Source organism: Coleofasciculus sp. E1-EBD-02 (genome assembly GCF_040218245.1).
Taxonomy (GTDB): domain Bacteria; phylum Cyanobacteriota; class Cyanobacteriia; order Cyanobacteriales; family Coleofasciculaceae; genus Coleofasciculus.
Genome location: NZ_JAVJQN010000043.1, coordinates 1 through 20,643 on the forward strand (window position 1 = coordinate 1; position 20,643 = coordinate 20,643).

Annotated in this window: 20 protein-coding genes; 9 read left to right on the top strand and 11 right to left on the bottom strand. The window is 45.7% G+C overall.

Annotated elements, in window-relative coordinates:
• Positions 1–276: 276 nt before the first annotated feature.
• The 4 genes from nusA to RIC07_RS08280 all read right to left on the bottom strand — a co-directional run bounded on the left by nusA (position 277) and on the right by RIC07_RS08280 (position 5,706).
• The gene (gene nusA / locus RIC07_RS08265) at positions 277–1,656 is read right to left on the bottom strand and encodes a transcription termination factor NusA (RefSeq protein ID WP_446394098.1); all 1,380 of its coding nucleotides are present in this window, start codon (positions 1,654–1,656) and stop codon (positions 277–279) included.
• Between the two features lie 86 nt (positions 1,657–1,742).
• Entirely contained in the window at positions 1,743–2,204 is a 462-nt protein-coding gene (gene rimP / locus RIC07_RS08270; protein WP_446394099.1) for a ribosome maturation factor RimP, read from the bottom strand.
• A gap of 321 nt (positions 2,205–2,525) precedes the next feature.
• The gene (locus tag RIC07_RS08275; RefSeq protein WP_446394100.1) at positions 2,526–4,043 is read right to left on the bottom strand and encodes a hypothetical protein; all 1,518 of its coding nucleotides are present in this window, start codon (positions 4,041–4,043) and stop codon (positions 2,526–2,528) included.
• A 391-nt stretch (positions 4,044–4,434) separates the two neighbouring features.
• The gene (locus tag RIC07_RS08280) at positions 4,435–5,706 is read right to left on the bottom strand and encodes a general stress protein (protein ID WP_446394101.1); all 1,272 of its coding nucleotides are present in this window, start codon (positions 5,704–5,706) and stop codon (positions 4,435–4,437) included.
• A 412-nt stretch (positions 5,707–6,118) separates the two neighbouring features.
• On the opposite strand from RIC07_RS08280, the gene RIC07_RS08285 reads away from it, so the two are divergent.
• Together RIC07_RS08285 and RIC07_RS08290 are read left to right on the top strand one after the other, a co-directional pair.
• Positions 6,119–7,759 (top strand): sensor histidine kinase, encoded by a 1,641-nt coding sequence (locus tag RIC07_RS08285; RefSeq protein ID WP_446394102.1) that lies wholly within the window; start codon positions 6,119–6,121, stop codon positions 7,757–7,759.
• A 101-nt stretch (positions 7,760–7,860) separates the two neighbouring features.
• Positions 7,861–8,337, top strand: a complete 477-nt coding sequence (locus RIC07_RS08290; RefSeq protein WP_446394103.1) for a cupredoxin domain-containing protein — start codon at positions 7,861–7,863, stop codon at positions 8,335–8,337.
• A 256-nt stretch (positions 8,338–8,593) separates the two neighbouring features.
• On the opposite strand, the gene RIC07_RS08295 is transcribed toward RIC07_RS08290, so the two are convergent.
• The 3 genes from RIC07_RS08295 to RIC07_RS08305 form a co-directional block, all read right to left on the bottom strand.
• Positions 8,594–11,443, bottom strand: a complete 2,850-nt coding sequence (locus tag RIC07_RS08295; RefSeq protein ID WP_446394104.1) for a GAF domain-containing protein — start codon at positions 11,441–11,443, stop codon at positions 8,594–8,596.
• Between the two features lie 379 nt (positions 11,444–11,822).
• On the bottom strand, positions 11,823–12,302 hold the full coding sequence (locus RIC07_RS08300) for an NADAR family protein (RefSeq protein ID WP_446377078.1): 480 nt from the start codon (positions 12,300–12,302) through the stop codon (positions 11,823–11,825).
• 323 nt (positions 12,303–12,625) lie between these two features.
• Positions 12,626–12,760: a hypothetical protein gene (locus RIC07_RS08305; protein WP_446394105.1), complete on the bottom strand. Its 135-nt coding sequence runs from the start codon at positions 12,758–12,760 to the stop codon at positions 12,626–12,628.
• A gap of 105 nt (positions 12,761–12,865) precedes the next feature.
• On the opposite strand from RIC07_RS08305, the gene RIC07_RS08310 reads away from it, so the two are divergent.
• Positions 12,866–13,954 carry an RNA-guided endonuclease InsQ/TnpB family protein gene (locus RIC07_RS08310; protein ID WP_446394106.1) on the top strand — a complete coding sequence of 363 codons (1,089 nt, stop codon included), beginning with the start codon at positions 12,866–12,868 and terminating at the stop codon, positions 13,952–13,954.
• Between the two features lie 79 nt (positions 13,955–14,033).
• On the opposite strand, the gene RIC07_RS08315 is transcribed toward RIC07_RS08310, so the two are convergent.
• Entirely contained in the window at positions 14,034–14,159 is a 126-nt protein-coding gene (locus RIC07_RS08315) for a hypothetical protein (RefSeq protein ID WP_446394107.1), read from the bottom strand.
• 578 nt (positions 14,160–14,737) lie between these two features.
• On the opposite strand from RIC07_RS08315, the gene RIC07_RS08320 reads away from it, so the two are divergent.
• Both RIC07_RS08320 and RIC07_RS08325 read left to right on the top strand, forming a co-directional pair.
• On the top strand, positions 14,738–16,174 hold the full coding sequence (locus RIC07_RS08320; RefSeq protein WP_446394108.1) for a carotenoid oxygenase family protein: 1,437 nt from the start codon (positions 14,738–14,740) through the stop codon (positions 16,172–16,174).
• 920 nt (positions 16,175–17,094) lie between these two features.
• Positions 17,095–17,445 (top strand): Dethiobiotin synthetase, encoded by a 351-nt coding sequence (locus RIC07_RS08325; protein ID WP_446394109.1) that lies wholly within the window; start codon positions 17,095–17,097, stop codon positions 17,443–17,445.
• Positions 17,446–17,557: 112 nt separating this feature from the next.
• Here the strand turns inward: RIC07_RS08325 and RIC07_RS08330 are convergent, their stop codons facing one another.
• The 3 genes from RIC07_RS08330 to RIC07_RS08340 form a co-directional block, all read right to left on the bottom strand.
• The gene (locus tag RIC07_RS08330; RefSeq protein WP_446394110.1) at positions 17,558–18,148 is read right to left on the bottom strand and encodes a hypothetical protein; all 591 of its coding nucleotides are present in this window, start codon (positions 18,146–18,148) and stop codon (positions 17,558–17,560) included.
• Positions 18,149–18,341: 193 nt separating this feature from the next.
• Entirely contained in the window at positions 18,342–18,557 is a 216-nt protein-coding gene (locus RIC07_RS08335; RefSeq protein ID WP_446394111.1) for a type II toxin-antitoxin system RelE/ParE family toxin, read from the bottom strand.
• Positions 18,554–18,820 (bottom strand): ribbon-helix-helix domain-containing protein, encoded by a 267-nt coding sequence (locus tag RIC07_RS08340; RefSeq protein ID WP_446349284.1) that lies wholly within the window; start codon positions 18,818–18,820, stop codon positions 18,554–18,556. The genes RIC07_RS08335 and RIC07_RS08340 overlap by 4 nt, the downstream gene beginning before the upstream one ends.
• A 154-nt stretch (positions 18,821–18,974) precedes the next feature.
• Between RIC07_RS08340 and RIC07_RS08345 the strand changes: the two genes are divergently transcribed.
• From RIC07_RS08345 to RIC07_RS08360, 4 genes are all read left to right on the top strand, one after another.
• On the top strand, positions 18,975–19,193 hold the full coding sequence (locus RIC07_RS08345; RefSeq protein ID WP_446394112.1) for a hypothetical protein: 219 nt from the start codon (positions 18,975–18,977) through the stop codon (positions 19,191–19,193).
• Positions 19,180–19,665, top strand: coding sequence for a helix-turn-helix domain-containing protein (locus tag RIC07_RS08350; protein WP_446394113.1), 486 nt, complete (start codon positions 19,180–19,182; stop codon positions 19,663–19,665). The genes RIC07_RS08345 and RIC07_RS08350 overlap by 14 nt, the downstream gene beginning before the upstream one ends.
• Positions 19,666–19,845: 180 nt before the next feature.
• Complete coding sequence (locus RIC07_RS08355; protein WP_446394114.1) at positions 19,846–20,190, top strand: hypothetical protein; 345 nt, start codon at positions 19,846–19,848, stop codon at positions 20,188–20,190.
• 82 nt (positions 20,191–20,272) lie between these two features.
• On the top strand, positions 20,273–20,410 hold the full coding sequence (locus RIC07_RS08360) for a hypothetical protein (protein WP_446378023.1): 138 nt from the start codon (positions 20,273–20,275) through the stop codon (positions 20,408–20,410).
• The last annotated feature ends 233 nt before the right edge of the window (positions 20,411–20,643 follow it).

Here is a 20,643-nt window from a genome sequence, read left to right on the forward strand (position 1 = left end):
TTAAAGCCGTCCCCAATTGGCAGGAACGACTAAGGCAGTATGTAGCTCAACTCATAGCTGAAGGCGAATAAATTCGCCGTGTCGGACTTCATCCCCCGACTAAAGTACGGGGGCTTCCGTCCTCCCGTCCTTTACCTGTGATTATCCCTTACCAACTCATGCCCTTATTCATGACTTCCTGGCAGGTTATCTCTGCCAATCCGCGTCTTCACCAAGTAAGGCGCGGTTCATGAACGCCCTTAAGGAATCTACCACCTTACTTTGATCCTCCTAAGATTAGGACAAAATATCCTCCTCTTCCTCGTCTTCAGCAAATTCTTCCTCATCTTCAGCAAATTCCTCCTCGTCTTCAGCAAATTCCTCCTCGGCTAAGGATTGAGGATTTGTCACCTTTGCCTCTAACTCGGCTGGTGAGGAAGTTTCTCTCTCTAGTTGCTCCTCATCCTCTTCTTCATCAGCGAGTTCGGCTTCCCTCTGTGCGATCGCGGCTTGTAACTCCTGCATTTTCTGGTGTTCAGCTTCGTAGTCGTACTTGGCGATATCTTTAATATCAATCTTCCAACCTGTGAGACGAGCTGCTAGGCGAACATTCTGTCCCTCTTTGCCAATAGCTAAACTTAGCTGATCTTCCGCGACCAAAATGTGAGCCTGACGCCCTTCTGGATTCACCAATAAGACTTCCTCTACTCGTGCGGGACTCAGAGCATTAGCTATATAGGTAGCGGGATCAGGAGACCAGCGAATCACATCTATTTTTTCGCCACGCAATTCATTAACGACCACTTGAATGCGCGATCCCCTAGCGCCGATACAAGCCCCAACGGGATCAACATCCCGCTCTAGGGTATCCACGGCAATTTTAGTCCGAGGTCCGACATGACGCGACGGTGGATTAGCTTCTCGCGCCACCGCCACGATTCGCACGACTTCATCTTCGATTTCTGGGACTTCATTGGCAAACAGATAGACCACTAAACCAGCCGAAGCTCGCGAAACCACAAGCTGGGGTCCACGGTGAGGACCTTCACGCACTTTTTTGAGAAAAACCTTAAAGGTACTGCCAATGCGATAGGTATCGTTGGGTAATTGTTCGCGCTTGGGCAGTTCGGCTTCCACTTCCGGCTGACCAAAGCCACTGCTAATCGCCATGATCACCGATTGCCGCTCAAATCGTAGCACTCTGGCTTGGAGAACCGTTCCTTCTAACTCTTCAAATTCTTCTTGGATCAACTTGCGCTGTTGATCCCGTAGTTTTTGGGAGAGTACCTGCTTGGTTTGAATAGCTGCCATTCGACCAAAATCACGTTGATCTGGGGTAACATCCAGAACCACCGAGTCACCTAATTGTGCCTCTGATGCGACTTCTTGAACTTCTTTGAGGGAAATATGATGATCGGTGTTGCCAACTTCCTCAACAATGGTTTTGGTACAAAGAATGCGGAATCCTTCTTCTTCGATATCTAAATCGACTTCAAAGTTGTTAAAATACTCATCATCAAAATGAGGTCGCTCCATGCGTTGCGCTCGACGATAACGCTCATAGCCTTTGATCAGTGCTTCTCTCAGTGCCTGTTGGACTGCTGATTTAGGTAAATTATGGCTTTGAGAGATCTCTTCGATCATCTTTTTTAGTCCCGGCAGATTAACGATAGACATAGGCAAATCTCCATAAACTGTTTATTAGGGGTCGTGAACAACAGAACCCATGCTCAATGACTAAATTCCATAAGATCTAAACAGGTTTAACCCTGCTCATCGAACTGGACTTTAGTCACTTGATCGCGAGGAATGGCGATCGCCCGTCCTTTTTGGTTGATATATACACGGGTATCATCCCGGCGAATTAATTTCCCTCGCCATTCTTTATGTCCTTGGTCAGGTTCAGTGGTGTTGACCACCACAGAAAATCCTTTAAATGCGATGAAGTCTCGGTCTGTCGTTAGCTCTTGCGAGATCCCAGGACTAGAAATTTCCAAAACATAAGCATCTGGAATCAGATCCACGGCATCTAATTCAGCTTCTAAAGCCCGACTCATACGTTCACAGTCATCTAAACCCGTATCGCCGTCGCGGTTGCGGATATCTACCCGAAGTACAGGGGGACGTCTGTTCGTGTGAAACACCGCCCCAACGAACTCCAATCCCAATTTTTCGGCTACTGGGGTTGCCAAATCGATTAGTTGTGGAATCAGGGGATGAGTCATAGAAAAACTTCAACAAAAAAAGTGGGTTCAACCCACCTCCAGGTAAAATTTCTGCCAAGAAGCTTAGCGACGATTGACACAATCTCTACCCTGCTTGTGTACTTGGGAATCGTTTTATAGCTTCCCCAGACTCCGACATCAGGATAGAGTAACTTCCGTTGCTATGTTAGAGTTTAGCGCAATCTTTGCAGGTTGTGGGATCGGGTGACCACAAGCAAAGGGGGGTTACGCTGGAGTATTGACCCTTCACGACCTTCGAGGGCATGGTTTTAAGTTAACCTCCACCTCCCTCATCTCCCTTATCTCCCTCATCTTTATCAACTACACCTGTCGCTTTTGCCGAATTGCCCGGGTTTGGTCAAGAATGTCCTCTAAGTCCTCTTGGGACAAACGTTCGACGTAATTAACTTTGACTTCCTCTAAGAAGGCGTTGAGCAAGTATTGAATTTCATCTAAGGTTTTCTGGGTCTGCATTTGAGAGCCATAAGCTTCGCCCAGATGACTAATTAAGCGTTGCAGAATTTGATCCCCGACTGGATCATCTGCGATCGCGGCGTCTAATCCATTGTAAAGCGCTTGGGTAATTTGGTGTACCAGTCGTTCGGTTAACTGATTGCGAATTGTTTCTACACCTGGTACTTTCTCTAGTCCCTGATAGGCTTGAGACTGATTCAAAATTTTGTCCACGTTATGCCGTAGCAAGTCTTCTAAATCGGTACGGATAGCAGGAAGAACTTGCTCAACAGTCATCTGCACCATAATCTTAGTCAGTGCTGCGACTTCGTCGGTTTCGTTGAGATCGATGTAGGGGCGAACTTCCCGTTGCTGAAGAAAATTGGCTATCTCCCCTTGGCGAATGGAAGATTGGAGTTCGTTAATAATCTGAATCACTACCACTTGGGTCATATCGCCAGCGATTTCAGCCACAAATCCTTCACGCGCTTGTTTTTGAATTGCACTCAAATCGATTAACCTTGCCTGATCCAGCCGAATCGTCACCGGGATGATCCGCAGCCAGCGCCACAGAGGAATCAACAGAAAGATATCATACCAACGCCATAACATAGCATCCAGCCAACTGACCCCCTGGCGACGGCGACTGATCAACCAAGTACGTGCCAAAAAGTCTGTCAAAAACGCTAGAAAAAAAAAGGAATCGATGAATCCAAAATAATCGACAAAATCCCCTGTTTCTCCAATAGGACGGTAGTAGTTCGCTGCCATAAGAGGACGAATCTCCTCATTAAAAAATTGGAGTTCATCCTCGGGTTCTCTAGCGGTTAAGTTTTCTAAACTCCAAAACTGTCTAAATGATTCTTTCGCTGAATCCTCTTCAGTGGCAATATGCTCTCGCATCTTATTCTTAATTTTTTCCAGATCTCCCGTCTTATCAGCGAGTTGGAAGGGATTTGTCTCAATCATTTCTACGCTACGTTGGCGCAGATCTTCCAGGATTTGGGCAACTTCAGGAGATTGTAAGCTTCTCAGCTTAGTTCTTAAGTTGGTTGCATCAATCTCTGCTTCTAGTTCATTAACTTTTTCCAAATATTGCTCTGTGTCTCGGTAGGGTTCAATAGCTTTAATTGGGTCATACCACTGTGTAATCGGAGGTAGAGGAACCTCTAAGGGCAAACCGGGAAAACTAACCGGGCCGATGTCAAAACTAAATAACTGGACTTCCCCATGTAGCCAAAAATCTCGCAGAGGCAGGTAGGTCAAGTCAAATAAGACTAAGAAGTAGTTGAACGAAGCCAAAAGCGCCATCACACGTTCAAACCAAAGGGCGCGACGGACTTTACGTTTACTTTTGCTTGGGGTAAGTCTTTGAATGGATGACATATTTTTTCAGGCTAGATCAGCGCCAAGTTTGGCTATAAATAATCAGTAGTTATCGTCAAACTGGGACTGAGCAGAAAGGATTCAGTTAAAGTGCTTACTAGAACTATCAATCCTATGAGTGATAGGGTTCACTGTCAAACTAGGTTAGCTGGGCGGTTGTAGACGATTTAAACGATACATGTAGTCGCGGGAGGGCATTCCGAGACTTAAAACGGACAGGGAGCGCGGTTAAGACTCGCTTTGAGGCAGTGTGTGTAGAGCTGTCAACCCCCCAAAAGCGACCACCCCTAAAAAGGTGGCGTGGTGAGGATGTCAAGCACCACTGTAGAGACGTTGCATGCAACGTCTCTACATAAATGATGTGTCCTAACAGCTATGGCGGTTGCTATAACTATGGAAAGACACGACCGGGATGAGTCATGGGGGCGCTGGGATTGTTGTAGATCTCCCATTCCTCAATACCCCGATCGCGCAGAATGGTTTCGGCTTGCTGAATTTGCTCATCCGTTCCCTGAACCAACACCAGATAATCCCCATGAGACAGGCGATTGCTATATTTTTTGGCTTGCTCTTCGGGAACGCCTAAGTTCGCAAGTATACCGACCAAACCACCAGCAGCCGCGCCAATGGCTCCTCCACCCAATGCAGACGCGATCGCAGCAGCTTCGCCTCCCACAAATACCACCGGACCCACACCAGGAACCGCTACGGTGACTAACCCAACCAGTAATCCGGTTAATCCGCCCAAGACACCCCCAGCTACAGTCCCTGTGGCTGCATCTTTGGCTTTTTCATGACTCACGGGATCGGTGACTCTCACCCCAGACACCTGATCGGGATGTTCGGCGTCTTTGGCAATTACTGAAACGAGGTTCATGTCAAATCCAGCCGCTTTTAACCCATCGAGAGCCTTTTTTAAATTTTGCTCGTAAGAAAAGACACCAATCGCTCGCTGATTTTGCGTTACAGGTGTTGGTTCTGTTGGTGGTGGAGTAACCGGAGTTACACCCGTCGGCGTTGCACCCAAAGGTTCACCAAAGGGTCCTGTGTACGCCGCACCAAGGGGTGTAGGAGATCCCACCGGAGCCGCCGTTGGGTGAGTATAGCCGGGAGCGGGAGTATTCACCTCAGGACGATTATAACTTCTCCACTCTTGAATTCCTTGAGGTTTCAGGATAGAAGCCGCACGGCTGATTTCCTCTGATGTGCCATCCACCAGGATTAAATAATGTCCTTTTTCTAAGCGATCTTGGTAAAGTTTAGCTTCGGCTTCGGGAATTTCTAATCCAAGTAACGCCCCAAATAAGCCGCCAGCCGCGCTACCAACCGCCCCACCCAAGAGCGTATTACCAATTACTGAAGCCGCTGCACCGCCGACTAAAATCGGTCCAACTCCAGGAAGGGCGATCGCACCCAATGTACCAATTAAACCGACGATACCTCCTGTCACTCCCCCCGCAACTGCACCAGCCGCCGCACCTTCTCCGGCTTCATTTTCGGTATCGTCTTGCACATTAACCCCGGCAATTTGCTCCTCATCCCGGGCAATGACTGATACTTGGTTCATGGGAAAATTGGCATCTCTCAGATCTTTGAGAGCATCTTCGGTAGCTTGTCGCGTCGGAAAGACCCCCACACCTCGCTGATATTGACCTAACGTCATAGTATCCGCCTCCATCTATCTATAGGTTTTCAACCTGATACCCCTATTTCTACATTTCTCTGGCAGACATTCATCAATCGTGCGAGATAACCACTATTAGTCACTTGTCCATCTGTAGGAAGAAAGAATTGTGTGAATCATACATTGGATGAGGTAGTTGGGGCAGATTTAGTCACATCTGGGTAAAGTACGAAACGATAATCGTAAAACCCGTCCCGACATCAACACTCTATCGCCTGTTCCCTGATAAAGGACAAAGGACGTAGCTTGCTTCTCAAGGGAGCGAGTATGACAAATGACCATTCCACGGAAATTGCGACTCAGGGGTTCGGTTCTACGACCCCAGAGAGATGACGAGAGCCAGTATCCTCATAGATAGACAAGTAGAATTGGCAGTTCATGGGGATAGATAGTGGTGCAAAAGTGGTTGTTACCAAACATCAGCGAAGTTTTAGCTCAGAATACGCAGATTGGAAAGCACAATCCGGTCGAATCGCAGGTTGAATCGACAACGGTTGTCATGGATAAGGGACAGCGCAGTGCGGCGAGTCAGCGGATGAGAGACGAAAGGCGATCGCAGCGAGAATGGCAAAGTGCGATCGCGTCTCTGGAACAGTTACTCTTACAGGTTATTTGCCCAGAGGATCAAGGGGATAACTCAGCATCTCTAAATGGGTTAGTTTTAGCCGGTCCTGCACCTGTTTTAAGCCACTCTGATCTGCTTTCTCATTTTCAAACGGGGGTGTTTACGACTGAAACAGTAAACCCCTGGAGTTTTATGCCCTTTCAATTGCCTCCAGCTCAACCGGAAAAGGCTCAAGGTACGGTTAATACGACGTATGAACTCCGTTTATTTCCGGCTGACTCATTAACTGAGGAGCAGTTTTGCTTAGTCTTTACCCGTGGCTTTAGTTTAGTTATGGCGGCGGGAGACGATCCCAATGGTGTACCTGGATTTCGCTTCTCCTTTGATCCAGAGGATGTGCAAAAAGCTTGGGCGTCTCTTTATCCTCGATTATTATTAGCCAATCCCCATCAACTGAGTTATTTAGATACATTAGTTAAGCAGTTTGCGCCTCAGCCTCCCGATTATAAAATTGTTATGCAATTTGGGCGTCAGTTGCTGCAAAATATGCCGGAATATTCTGCAGAACCTAAAAATGAAACGATAGCAGTAACCCCGATTAATTCAGTTACTCAAGTCTCTACAGATCCGGCGTACAGTGAGACAATTGAAGACCGAGATTGGCAACCTTTAGCTAAGTCAGAAACCCGAGTTAATCATCGAGTGTCCCAACTCCGTGAATCCACCCCGGATGTGGAACTTCTGCAAGCTTTAACTCATGAAGTTCGCACACCACTAACGACGATTCGCACGTTAACTAAATTATTATTAAAACGTAAAGATTTAGCACCAGAAGTAATTCGGCGTCTGGAAATCATAGATCATGAATGTACAGAACAGATTAACCGCATGGAATTAATTTTTAGAGCCGTTGAATTAGAAACAAAAGCGGTGAAAGAAACCCCGGTTAATCTCACATCAATGTCATTGGCTCAAATTTTCCAGACTAGTATTCCCCACTGGCAAAAGCAGGCACAGCGGCGTAATGTCAGCTTGGATGTCATATTGCCGCAAAATCTGCCCACGGTGGTGAGTAATCCTTCGATGTTAGATCAGGTGTTGACGGGTTTAGTGGAGAATTTTACCCGTACCTTACCCGCCGGCGGTCATATTCAGGTACAGGTCACTCCCGCTGGAGACCAGTTAAAGTTGCAATTTCAGTCCCAACCCAACCCAGATAATTCAGGTAATTTGGATAAGTTTGGACAGTCAACCTGTCAAACGTTAAAGTCAATTGGTCAGTTATTAATGTTTCAGCCAGAAACAGGCAGTCTGAGTTTGAATCTAAACGTGACCAAGCATTTGTTCCAAGCTTTGGGCGGTAAATTAATTGTGCGTCAGCGACCGCAAACTGGGGAAGTGATGACGATATTTTTGCCTTTGGAAGTTAGGAATAATAGCAGTAATCAAGAGGGAATATTGGTGTAGCAGTCTCACCAACAGCCAGGGGTTTGGTTAAAGCCCTGGCTAATGGCAAATGACGAATACATAAAATAGATGTGATCCAAATAGTACAATATCTGAATACTATGATGCTCAAAAAACTATCCTTAAATCACCCCTGGCAAAATCAATGGCTTCGCCGATGCTTAACCGCAATCATTGGACTAATTCTAGGAATTAACCTAGTATGCTTCCCAGCGATCGCGGCGACTCCAGCCATAGAGGTTAACGTGAGTTTAGGCAATTCAGCCGATGAATTGAAGTTCTTCCCTAACCAATTTGAGTTTGTCGCAGGTAAACGCTATAAACTGTTGCTGGATAATCCTAGTCCCCAAAAGCACTACTTCACCGCCAAAGACTTTGCTGATGCGAGTTGGACTCAAAAAGTTGAAGCCGCCAAAGTCGAAGTTAAAGGAGCAATCCATGAACTGGAACTGAAACCCGGTGGCGAGGCTGAGTGGGTATTTGTGCCAATGAAACCCGGAACCTACGAACTTCATTGTTCAATTCCTGGACATACAGAAGCAGGTATGGTAGGAGAAATTACCATAAAACCTGAATAACTTGGTGAAAAAAGGCGATCGCACGTTGGTTAACTATTCCTAAGATGAGTGAAGTGCGATCGCATCAGACGGGGTATGATTGAGACTGTTTTCTGCCAATAATCCCCTAGACGCGATCGGCGGGATAAGGAAATAATAAGGAGAGTCAGCTTCCCCAGCTCCCCCAGCTTCCCCAACTCCCCCAGCTTCCCCAGCTCCCCCAGCTTCCCCTGCTTCCCCTGCTCCCTACCCCACCACAAGCCTTATTCAGCAGCCCCTATTTATCCTCACTTTGAGACTGACGAATGGGAATCTCAATCCAAAATCCAGTTCCTTCTCCGGGCTGAGAACTGCATTTAAACATTCCCCCATGTTTTTCCACGATAATTTGATAACTAATTGAAAGCCCTAAACCCGTTCCTTTACCAATCGGCTTGGTTGTAAAAAAGGGATCGAAAATTTGTGATTGAAGTTCTGGACTAATTCCTGAACCACTATCAGCAATCTGAATGATGATATGAGTTGGAGATGAGCCTTTATTTTTCTCTATTTGTGTGGTGTTATTCGGACTATATTGGTTCTCACTAGTCTTAGATTGAACAGTTGTGGAAATCGTAATCCTCTGGTTATCTGGATCACAGTCTTCTAACGCATCGATCGCGTTGCTCAAAACATTCATAAAAACCTGGTTCAGTTGACTGGGATAGCATTCAACCAACGGCAACTCCCCATAATTTTTGATCACCTGAATCCCTGGATGATTGGGTTTTCCTTTTAAGCGATATTGTAAAATCAGTAGCGTACTCTCTATCCCTTCGTGGATATCTACTAATTTTTTCTCGGCTTGGTCAAGGCGGGAGAAGTTTCGCAACGACAAAACGAGCTTGCGAATCCGTTCCGATCCCATTTTCATCGACTCTAAAAGCTTGGGTAAATCTCCTTCTAAAAACTCCAAGTCGATAACATCTAACAATTCAATAATTTCTGGCTCTGGCTGAGGATGATATTTCTGGTAGGAATGAATAATATTCAGTAAATCCTGAGCATACTGACTGGTATAAACCAGGTTGCCATAAATAAAATTCACCGGATTATTAATTTCGTGAGCTACTCCCGCAATCAACTGTCCCAGACTCGACATTTTTTCGGTTTGAATCAGTTGGGCTTGAGTTTGCTTGAGATGGTGAAACGCACTTGCCAATTGTTGGGCTTGGGCTTGAGTATGGGTAAATAATTCCGCTTGCTGAATCGCCACCGCCGCTTGATCGGCTAACTTTTTTAGCAGTTTAATCTCTGAGGGAAGCCAATCTCGCCTAGCTTTACATTCTTGAGCAATTAAAAATCCCCACAGAGGTTGCTCCCATCTGGGACAAGGAAGACTATCCAGCATAATGGGTATTTCATTAGTTTGAGGATTCTCCACGCCAATGGGAACAATTAAAGCGGCTTGTACTTGACAACGTTTTAAGAACTCTTGTTGATCCGGAGTTAATCGGGCTTGAGTGACATCCTTAATCACTCCTAAATTACCTCGCTTATACACTTGAATCTGGGCTTTCGAGAAATACTGCTGCGGATCGTCAATATCTAAAAGCGATAACCACTCCCCTGTCATTGATTCCACAATAACTTGACCGTGGGAATCATCGGTAAACCGATAAATGATCACTCGATCAGTGTTCAGCAGTTGACGAACTTCTCGTACAATCGTCTGTAGGGTGGTTTTCAGATCAAGAGTACTGCGAATTTGGTTGGTCACTCGCTGTAGCGCCCGCCCTTGCTCTAGAGATTGTTGTAACTTAGCCGTGCGTTCAGCCACTTGGCATTCTAAGTTACTATTTAGGGCTTGTACTTGAGCATAGAGTTTATATTGCTCGATCGCCATGGCAAAATGATGACCAAGTGCGATCGCTAGTTCAATGTCGTAATTCGTCCACGATTGAGCTTGATTCCATTTGACCTCTCGCCACTGTTCAAAAGATTCACGGGGACTGCGTTGTTCTTCATTGGGGTTAAACTCTCCCGCCCACAAAATTTCTTGCACCACTTGGGAGCGAAAAATACTTAGATAACCCAAGAATGAGGAGCGATAATACAAGGGTATTACTAACCAACCTCGAATTGGAGTCCCATCAAAGGCTGGAGCTAGACTCGCTAACTCTGCGACTTGATGCAAATCATTGACGATGAGTGGCTGACAACCGACGGGAGTCGAATTGGATTCGGATGAGCCATTGGCTGTGTCAACGGTTCTATCCCCTGTTACCCATTGGACGAACACAGGATGCTCTTCAATCTTCCTCGGACTGTCTTCAAATGTAGGTTGTGTGCCATATATCAGGCACTCTGCCCTCGGATTCACCTGGTCTGGGGCTATATAGAGTCTACCTCCCCCACTCGATAGAGCGCTAACCGTTTCTTGTAAAGCAGCTTGGAGTTGAATGGTGGGTAACGAATGCAGCAAGGTGGAGACACGATTAATCGTCGCTTCGATTTGATGCTGCTGACGGGTTTGGGATAAGAGATTCGACTGAGCAATGGCAATAGACACCTGATCCACCACCGATTGGACAATCTGCAATTCCCGTTGGCTAATGCTACGGGGTGTGACGTGATGAGAGACTAAAAGTCCCCAGAGTCGTTTCTGAGACCGTTGAGCCTGAATATCATAATGGACAATGGGTAAAACCATGGAAGACTGGACCCCCATTGCTCGTAAATACTTGACATGACAAGCATCTACGGGACGATAGTGAATCGGTTGCGGGGTGGAGCGATCATCGGTTTCTGAGGGTTCTAAGGGTGATAAACCAATTAGTCCCCCGGAAACATCCACAATGGAACGCAAGCGCTCGGTGAGGTACAATTGACGGGCTTGTTCGGGAATATCATCGGCGGGGAAGTTTAATCCGTTGAGAGAAGACAGTCGATTGGTGTTGACTGATTCAGCAATCACCTGTCCACCACCCGACGCATTAAAGCGGTAAACCATGACGCGATCGGTTCCTAGCAACGATCGCACTTCTGCAACTGTGGCATTTAAAATCTCTTGTAACTCTAAGGATTGGCGAATCCGATTCGTGATCCGGCGCAATAAGTCTTCTTGATCGAGTTCTGGTTGTAACACTCTCCTACTCCTATGAAACACTCTCTGATTCTGGTTTAGGGGGTAATCCAAGTGATGAATCAGAGGTTTAGCTCGATGCACCGACTTCACAAATCTGTATGAATATACTTAACTTATAGTTTAAGGATTCTGAGGGCTGAAATCAGTTTTCAGATAAAACTCAGCCGTGAGCGATCGCCCTAACCCAAACGCCCTGAGTTGTCTGTCACGCCTTTAATGGGCATACCCTCCCACCTTTTACATTCATGATCAGGATTCCCTCATGATCAGGATTCCCCTGAGACACTTTAGATGCACATCAGCGAATCAGACGGTAAATGTGATTCTACCGTTTCCTCTGAATCACCTGAAAGCGGAAGAGTACGCGCCTGTTTCAGATTTACCGATCTACGAGTTTGCAGTTCGCCTGTGCTAAATGTTGTCGGATATGTTGACGAACATTCATCAGCATTTTTCCCAAATGATTCTCACCGGTTTGATCCTCACCACACCCCCAGTAGTAATCTGTGGGAGAATCTTCAACAATCACTTCTTCTCCGGTGTTCAGCAGGATTTGCTGAATATCAGGATGGGTAAGAAACTTGGTCAAAACCCCTCGCCACATAATCTGTTGTTTTACCTGTTCCCAATCAGGACGATGATTCCGGGTGCGATCGCGTCCCAGGAGGGCGGCTTCCATTGGTGTTGACACATTTTTTATTGTCCTGATCAAGGCTTCGTCTGTCGTCCCGACGAACTTGTGCGCCTGATAGTAATGCTCAACGGTTTGCCAACACCAGCCATCGATCTGGATCGGGTGGGGAGAGAAGTTGGAAAAGCAGCCATAGGGTTCCTCAACCTTATAAAAATAAATTGTCATGGCAAAACTATCAAACTATTTCGCTGGGCAAAAAGCCTCGTCTGATGACGAGTTACGTTTTCGGGTGCGGCGTCGGAAACCATGTCCCTGAAGCCCACCCTAGATTTAAGGGTTTAGTTATCTAGTCCTTTTTATTGGTCAATCGACGGCTGATTGACACCTAAATCTTATAGTAGCGATCACCAGGCGTTTACGAGGAGGGAGAGGGAAAGCTGGGTGAGCTGAGGAGCGGGGGAAGGGGAGAGAGCGGGGAAAAAATTTAAATTCGTGCGGATCAAGTCTGAGACGAGGGCTGAGAACTGTAACTGAATTCCTGCTCAAAGCTACTCATCACTATACATTTTGAGGAGTTTTTCTTGGTTTCGTGCCATTCGTTCAATTGTGTCACTTAAACTGTTAGCCCCCATTTCTACCCTTTTTTCCTCCAGCCAATTTATTGCCGTTTCTGTCAAAGTCATTGTGAATCGTCGTTTAGGCTCGTTATAAATTTTTTTCCTAGGCATCCTGTTCCACTCATATTATCATGTATTATGTGAGTAGAACAGGTATTGAATAGATAGACTATGCTGTTAGGCTTTAAAACCGAGCTAAAACTCAACAACAAGCAGCGAACGGCATTAGCCAAACACGCTGGTGTTTCCCGTCATGCTTGGAATTGGGGTCTAGGTTTAACCAAGCTGATACTCGACCACAATCAGGACACAAGAGAGGATAAAATCAAGTTTCCGACAGCGATTGACCTGCACAAGTGGCTGGTAGCGCTGGTTAAACCCATCTGCCCTTGGTACTATGAGGTGAGCAAATGCGCCCCCCAGTTTGCGCTTAGACAATTAGCCCAAGCTTGGAAAGATGCGTTCAAGAAAAACAAAAAACCGCCTCGGTTCAAGCGCAAGGGAAAGCATGACAGCTTTACTTTAGACGGATCAATTGAACTTGATCATTTCAAGATTAAAGTTCCTAAAATTGGTTGGTTAAAGACCTATGAGCGGTTACCCGTTCGGTTTCAGCCCAAGTCTGTCACCCTATCCAGGACGGCTGACCGATGGTTCATCAGTTTTAAGATGGACTATGAGCCAATTAACCGTTCCAAACTTCACCCAGTAGTGGGTGTCGATCTGGGCATAAAAGCGTTGGCTGTTTTGTCTACCGGGATTATAGTAGAAGGTGCTAAAAGCTACCGAAAGTACGAGAAAAAACTCTCACGCCTGCAATGGCTGAACCGTCATAAGCAGATTGGTTCGGCTAACTGGAAGAGAGCTTCGAACAAAATAGCTCGTTTGCACCGAAGGATAGCCAACATCAGAAAAGACACGTTACACAAGCTCACATCTTATTTAGCCCAAAACCACAGCCGAATAGGAATAGAAAACCTCAATGTGTCTGGGATGATGGCTAATCACAAACTGGCGAAAGCTATTCAGGATATGGGTTTTCACGAGTTTAAACGCCAATTAGAGTACAAGTGCCAATTGTATGGGTCAACCTTAATCATGGTAGACCGATGGTATCCCTCAACTAAAACTTGCTCAAGATGCCATACCGTCAAAGATGAAATGCCCTTATCTGAGCGAGTTTTCCGGTGTGACAATTGCGGGTTAGAAATTGACCGGGACTTCAATGCTTCCATTAATTTGGAGATAGCCGCCAGTTAGGTGGGGGAGAGCCTGTGGACTGGTTAAGTGCCGTCACTGCCAGAGTGAAACAGGAAGTAAGCATCAAGGTTAGGTCTGACTACGGTTGATCAGCTTTGAGTAGGTCTTTCATAACGGCAAAGTATGACGTGAGGTGAATCGCCAAACCCGCTAAAACAATAGCAGCCTGACCTGACTCATCTAAGGAATCTCCTCTTGCTATCACTAGCCTAAATAGAGTTGCACTGAACTACTACTCTTGAGTGGTCTTCAGTTGCATTGCTCCCAACAAGTTAATTGAGGAAATATTAGCGGCTATGGTTGGGCTGCTATTGTTAATTTGGATCGTTTCACTATCTGATGTGGCAGATATTACTGATACAAGGGAAATAAGATGGATAGTTATTTTACCTCCTGAACTCAACAGTGAAAGGAAGTGTAATATCTGTCACTGGAAGCTTTCTTGCTTGCTTCAATTTTTAATCTATCACTGTTCCGGACAATGGTGTCAAAATGATAAACTAATTTACTTTCCGTTAAAATCTGTAATGTAATGGGGAAAATGTCGAAAAAAAAAAGAGTCACTTGCGCGACTCTCTTGATTATCAGGGTGCATCTACGTATCAAACTATAGCACTTTAGGGATGAGGGGTGTAACCCCCTATTTCACTCGTAAAAGCCAGGAAATAGTGCTGAAACCTAATCTATAAAAGGGTTTCAGGGAAAAATGGATAAAAAAATAGCGACCATTTTGTTACAAAAATTAACTAATATAGAAGGAATAGTCATCCAGAATCGGGAACCATGCAAACAGCTACCCCACCATCAACCCGTAAAGCTTGGGCAAACGCGATCGCTCAACCCGCCACTGAATTTCCCCTAACCCCCTTACCGATTCTCTCTGGCAGAATTCCTCAAGGGTTACGAGGTTCTCTATATCGCAATGGACCTGCCCGTCTAGAACGAGGGGGTCAACGGATGGGACATTGGTTTGATGGGGATGGCGCTATTTTAGCGGTTCATTTCACCGATGCTACAGCCACTGGGGTCTATCGCTACGTGCAAACCCCCGCCTATCAAGAAGAAGCCGCCGCCGGGACATTACTTTACCCTAACTATGGCACCAAAGCCGCAGGGCGAATCTGGGAACGGTGGGGTAAACCCGTGAAAAATAGAGCAAATACCTCTGTATTACCCCTACCGGATAAATTACTAGCCCTTTGGGAAGGCGGGAATCCTTACGCACTCGACCTGCAAACCTTAGAAACTTGGGGACGCGATCGCTTAGACTATTTAGCCGAGGGAGACTCGTTTTCTGCCCATCCCAAGTGTGATCCAGAAACGGGTGAGATATTTAACTTTGGCATCAGCATCGGACTTAATTCCAGCTTAAATCTCTACAAAAGCGACTCAACGGGCAAAATCGTCCAAAAAGGAACGATACCACTCAAAGGCATACCCCTAGTTCATGATTTTGTCCTCGCAGGCTCTTATCTTGTCTTTTTCGTGCCACCTGTACAGGTGAATCTCCTACCCGCCGCATTGGGGGTGAGTAGCTTTGGCGAGGCGATGGAATGGCGTCCCCAATTAGGAACCCAAATTTTAATCGTTGACCGAGAAACGCTTTCATTAGTCGCCCGTAGCGAAGCCGATCCTTGGTTTCAGTGGCATTTTGCCAATGGCTATGTGAATCAGCAGGGTTCTATCGTAGTCGAATTTATTCGGTATCCGGATTTTGACACAAACCAACGTCTCCAAGACATCGCCATGGGTGAGATTCATACCGTTACCAACGAGGCATTATGGCAAGTTGAGATCAATCCCCAAACTGGGATGATTATCGCCGAACGGGAATTATTGGATCGATACGTCGAGTTTCCAGTGGTTCCAGACGCACAAGTGGGTCAAACCTCTCGTTCTATTTATCTAGCACTGCATCGCCAAGATATGGATCACCGTCGCGAAATTTATAGTGCGATCGCACGGTTTGATTGTCAAACCCAAACCCTAATCGAAGCCGATTTAGGCAAGAATCGCTATCCCTCAGAACCAGTCCATGCACCCGACGCGCTAAATCCAGAACAGGGGTGGGTATTAACCGTTGTTTATGATGGGAATTCTAACCAAAGTGAAGTGTGGATCTATGACAGCGATGCTCTTGATCAAGAACCTGCCTGTCGGCTGCAATTACCGCAGGTCATTCCATTGAGTTTTCATGGCAGGTGGAAATCTGTTGGGTAAAGCTTTCATTAGTCGCTTAAGAACATAAATAACCCGCCTATAAAAAGCGGGTTAGCACGAGGTATTTTCAACTAGCTTTATTTTCAAAATGGTCTACTATCGAGGTTGACAGTCAGGAGGATCAGTTCGATTACAACCAGGGGGCGGACTTTGTTCTGTTGAAGCTAGCACTAACCTTTGCTGATTTACCAGAAAAGAGGAATCAAGTCTTCCTGGTTCAGATAGGGATAGACTAGCGAACAAAACCCAACTATAAATGTGCATTGTAGATGTCATTTGCAGCGCTTATACATTAAGACTGACGTTTTTGCTTCTTTAAGGAGAGTTAAAAATTAATCTCTACAAAAAAAATTCAAATGCGTAAGTCATGTAATACTTGCTTCAGACTGTTCAATGCTTGATCCGCATAAAACTGGAAAAAATAATAAATTCTATAAATTTGACGACTAAGGGAGTCGAGCAGAAGCAACTATAGATAGAGAATAAAATTTATAGATTTCTGATAAATATTTGTTGTAATTATTGTCAGCGTCTCGCCTGAATAATAAGAAGTTGCGTTCTATCATGTCATTGGAACAGATGCTGGGCTACAGGGAGGACTTTCGGCACCATTGTAGAGACGTTGCATGCAACGTCTCTACAGAAATGATGTGTCCTAACCGCTATGGCGGTTGCTATATAAGGCAAAGTGGGCAGGTATGACTATGAAGTGTAATGTTCCGAATAAATGGTATTATACGAAATCCGCTTAAGTAATCCCTTTTATCACTTGGAGACTTTTTTCTTGGAGACGTTTGCCCTCTATCTTTTGCCTTCTGCCTTGTCCTAACCAACAAGGGAATCGTTCATCCGGATTTAGCGATAATATTATAATATTATCCGCACAAAATTATCAGCGTAAACTCGTCTATTAAAATTCAATGGATTACAAAACAGCCCGTAACTTTGTGATTAATCAAACCACAATATCTGACCAAAATCAAGACGCCTTTTTGGTTCGACTCAAGTCGTACAAACCACCGATTCCAGGTCAGATTACCAATATTTTATTAGCCCTAAAGATGATATTTGAGCGTCTGCGAGATGCATCGACTCTAGACCGAGAACTTGTTCATGCCTTATATTTATTGGCTTATGAGAGCCGAGAACAGTTTGAAGCAGGGCGTCGGGCTAGTGTGAATTGGCCCCCCCTGCTCGATGAAGATCTCAAGCGCATTGCTCGTGTTGTGGAGAGTATTTTTTCAGGTATTTGGCAAATGAATGACAAATGACCGGCAGGTAGGAGGGAAAAAGGCTAAGACTCCTTTCCTAATAACTACGGACATGACCAATGACCAATGACTAATGACCAATGACCAATGACCAATGACCAATGACCAATGACTAACGATTTCGCAATTCAACTTCCAGTTTGTCTAAATCTTCGGGCAAGAAAACCGTTATCCGCCCATTAATTGGCTTACCATTCTCAGTTCGAGTCACTTCTAACCAATAGGCAAAGCGATCGCCTAATAAAAGCTCGCCTTGTCGTGCTATTAACATTGGTCGATTTTGTCGCCGAGCTAAATCGATAGTTGCGGGTGTGGGATAGGCGTATACCAGGTTAGCTCTCTGGTAATCTTGATAGATTGCTGGACCATAAATAACGCGCAGTGACTCCGTGAGTCGTTCTGGAGTCACGCCGTTAATCATGTCATAGAAGGAAATTTGCTCACTTTGAATCAGGCGGCGATTCGTGGGAAAGGCGATTTGACCTGGAGGAAGCACCGAGGCTTCAAACTTAAATCGTTGAGCAGCGGTATTCTGCTTAGTCACGACTAAGCCATCTCCAATACCGGGTTCCAAGGTAGGATGAGCCGCAATCCAAGCCGCGACTGTCTCCACGGTTTGACCGGGTAACGCCTGAGCGGGATTGGCTGTCAACCCCAGTACCATGCCCATCCATAGAAATGACCCCAGTTTACTTTTCTTCATCGCCAGCCTCCTTGAGGTGTGCTTTTCCTATAAACAATTATGGCAGTTAGGCTGAACATCTCACCGTTCGCTCATTTGGGTAACTCAGTAAGTAGTCGGACTGGCATAAAACAGCACGCTCCGAAGCCAGTGCAAGTAAATCGCCCTCAAACCCTTACTGTTAAACAGTTAAGCAGTTAAGAGTTCCCATTACTCAACCGTTAACTTTAATGAAAGTCCACAAATCCATCAACGATGGCTCAATGTCAGCATAAGAACGCCCCATATCGGGAAACTTAACCAAGTTCTTGCATTTCTGCTCAAACCCATTCACAAACCGTTCACCAGCCGCTAGACTCCGACTCAAAAAATAATCAGAAATCTCATCTAAATCCTGACTCGCTTCTGGAGAAATAATGTAACGGCTCATCCTTGATTTTCACCCGCTTTTTGAAGCTTCTCCCGCAACCTGGCAATCACCACCTCCCCATCAATTCCTTCTCCTCTATCAAGCTGTGCCATACCAACCGCTACTTTCCCCCGCGTTTCTTTCAGCCATTTTTGATACTGATTATCGCGTTCTTCAAGTAATCGCAACGCCTCAACAATCACCTCATAAGCGCTTCCATACTTGCCACTTTTGAGCCTTTCTTGAATCAACTGCTCCTCTTCTGGTTTAAACGTAATATTCATCCTCTCAAACCCCCTAAAACCATTAATTTTATTGTACTAACTGCTCAAAGATTCAAAATTTGTGCTACATTCTCAGCAATTCTCTCCTCCAACTCCCGCGCTCTGTGATCAAAGCTAACCGAAAAATCCCGCGATCGCACCCAGAAAATTATAGTTGGCGTGGATCATCTGGGCAGCGATACCCCAGATAGATCAGGCGAGATTTTGTGCCAAGCGATCGCACTCCCAGATTTTCTGGCATCCTAGAGATGATTACCTGTCCCCTAGAACAGCTTCATGTCCCTTTACCACTGCACCAAGAAAGAAATCCCACCAGCATCTCACCCCACAGACGTTGATTGGCGTAGAGGTTTGGCAGCATGAAGTCAGATAGCAAATATCAGCCACTCTGGGCATTTCTGCAACAGAGTAATCAAGATGAAGTCATTCTCACCTTTGCAGAAATTGAGGAACTCATGAATGACACCTTACCCGACTCAGCACACAAAAAACGGGCATGGTGGAGCAATCGCAGCAAAGGCGCACTGCAAGCTTCTGCTTGGATGGAAGCTGGATATCGGGTTGAGGATGTGGATTTTGCTCAACAACGGGTGACATTTCGCCAACCTACGGCTAAACCTAAAGTTCAGCCTGTCGGTGACACAGAACTATGGAATAGTGAGTTAATCAAGAGTCTTCGCCGCCAGATGGGTTTAACCCAGGCAGAGTTTGCCCAAAGGCTTGGTGTGAGACAGGCGACAGTTAGCGAGTGGGAAAAGGGTATCCATGCACCGAGTCGTGCTATGTCAAAATATCTGACCATGTTTGCTCAACAAGCAGAGTTCGACGTGGAAGAAGAAAGCTAAAGTTTCTTTTTTAGACTATTGACAACAGAATACGAATTCGTATATATTACCAGATATTCAAACAAAGCTATCTGGTGACAGTCGAGTATGAATAACCACCATGGCAAATTCAAAGCCCTTGTCCTCTCCCCAGATAGCTGTGGTTTCAACCGCCAAGCCATTCACGAGCAATAATCTACCATGCAACCCATACGCCATCGCATCAACCCCAAAACCTTCGTCATCACCCTTCGGCAAATCGCCAAACACCTGAAAATTCCCCAAGAGCGTATCCTCAACTGGGAAAAATGGCATAACGTCCTTTGGGTACATATCAAAGGAATCGGCGGTTACTTTGTCAGCTACCGCCAAATTGAACAGTGGATTGCTGCTTGTCGCACACTTATACGCTATTGTCCCAACCTAAATGCCCTCGATCGCCTCTGGCAATCAATCTGCATTGAAGTCCAACGCTATACACCAGAGGCATTATCCCGACTCTACATAATCCACCAGCAGCGATATGTCTACTTATCCAACCGCTAACAAACCCAAAATCACAAGCCAGCACCAAGTTTGCGACGCTTTCTGCCGACTTGTGACTACCCCGTAAACGGAGACTTTTACTATGTTAAAACCAAACTGTCCCCCTGGTGAACTCACCTACCAGCAAGGCTATCAACAAGCGTTAGAAGATTTCGCGATCGCGAAGCGTGTGCGAAGTACGTATCGCGCCTCTGTTCACCCACCTTTCTACCTACTCTGACGCTGACTTTGATGCTACTTGGATGAACTTCACCGCTTCTAAAAACCTAGACAAACCTACCCACAAGTAATTCTGTCTTGGTATAAGTCCACGGTGTAACTTTTGGTCGATAACCGTTAACGCTTGCGCTTGGCTGATACCCGGCGTTGTTGCTCGATATCAGCCTTAACCAACGGTTCCCAGTTAGAGACACTATAGTAATCGTGTCTACGATTGACTACAGGGCATCGACC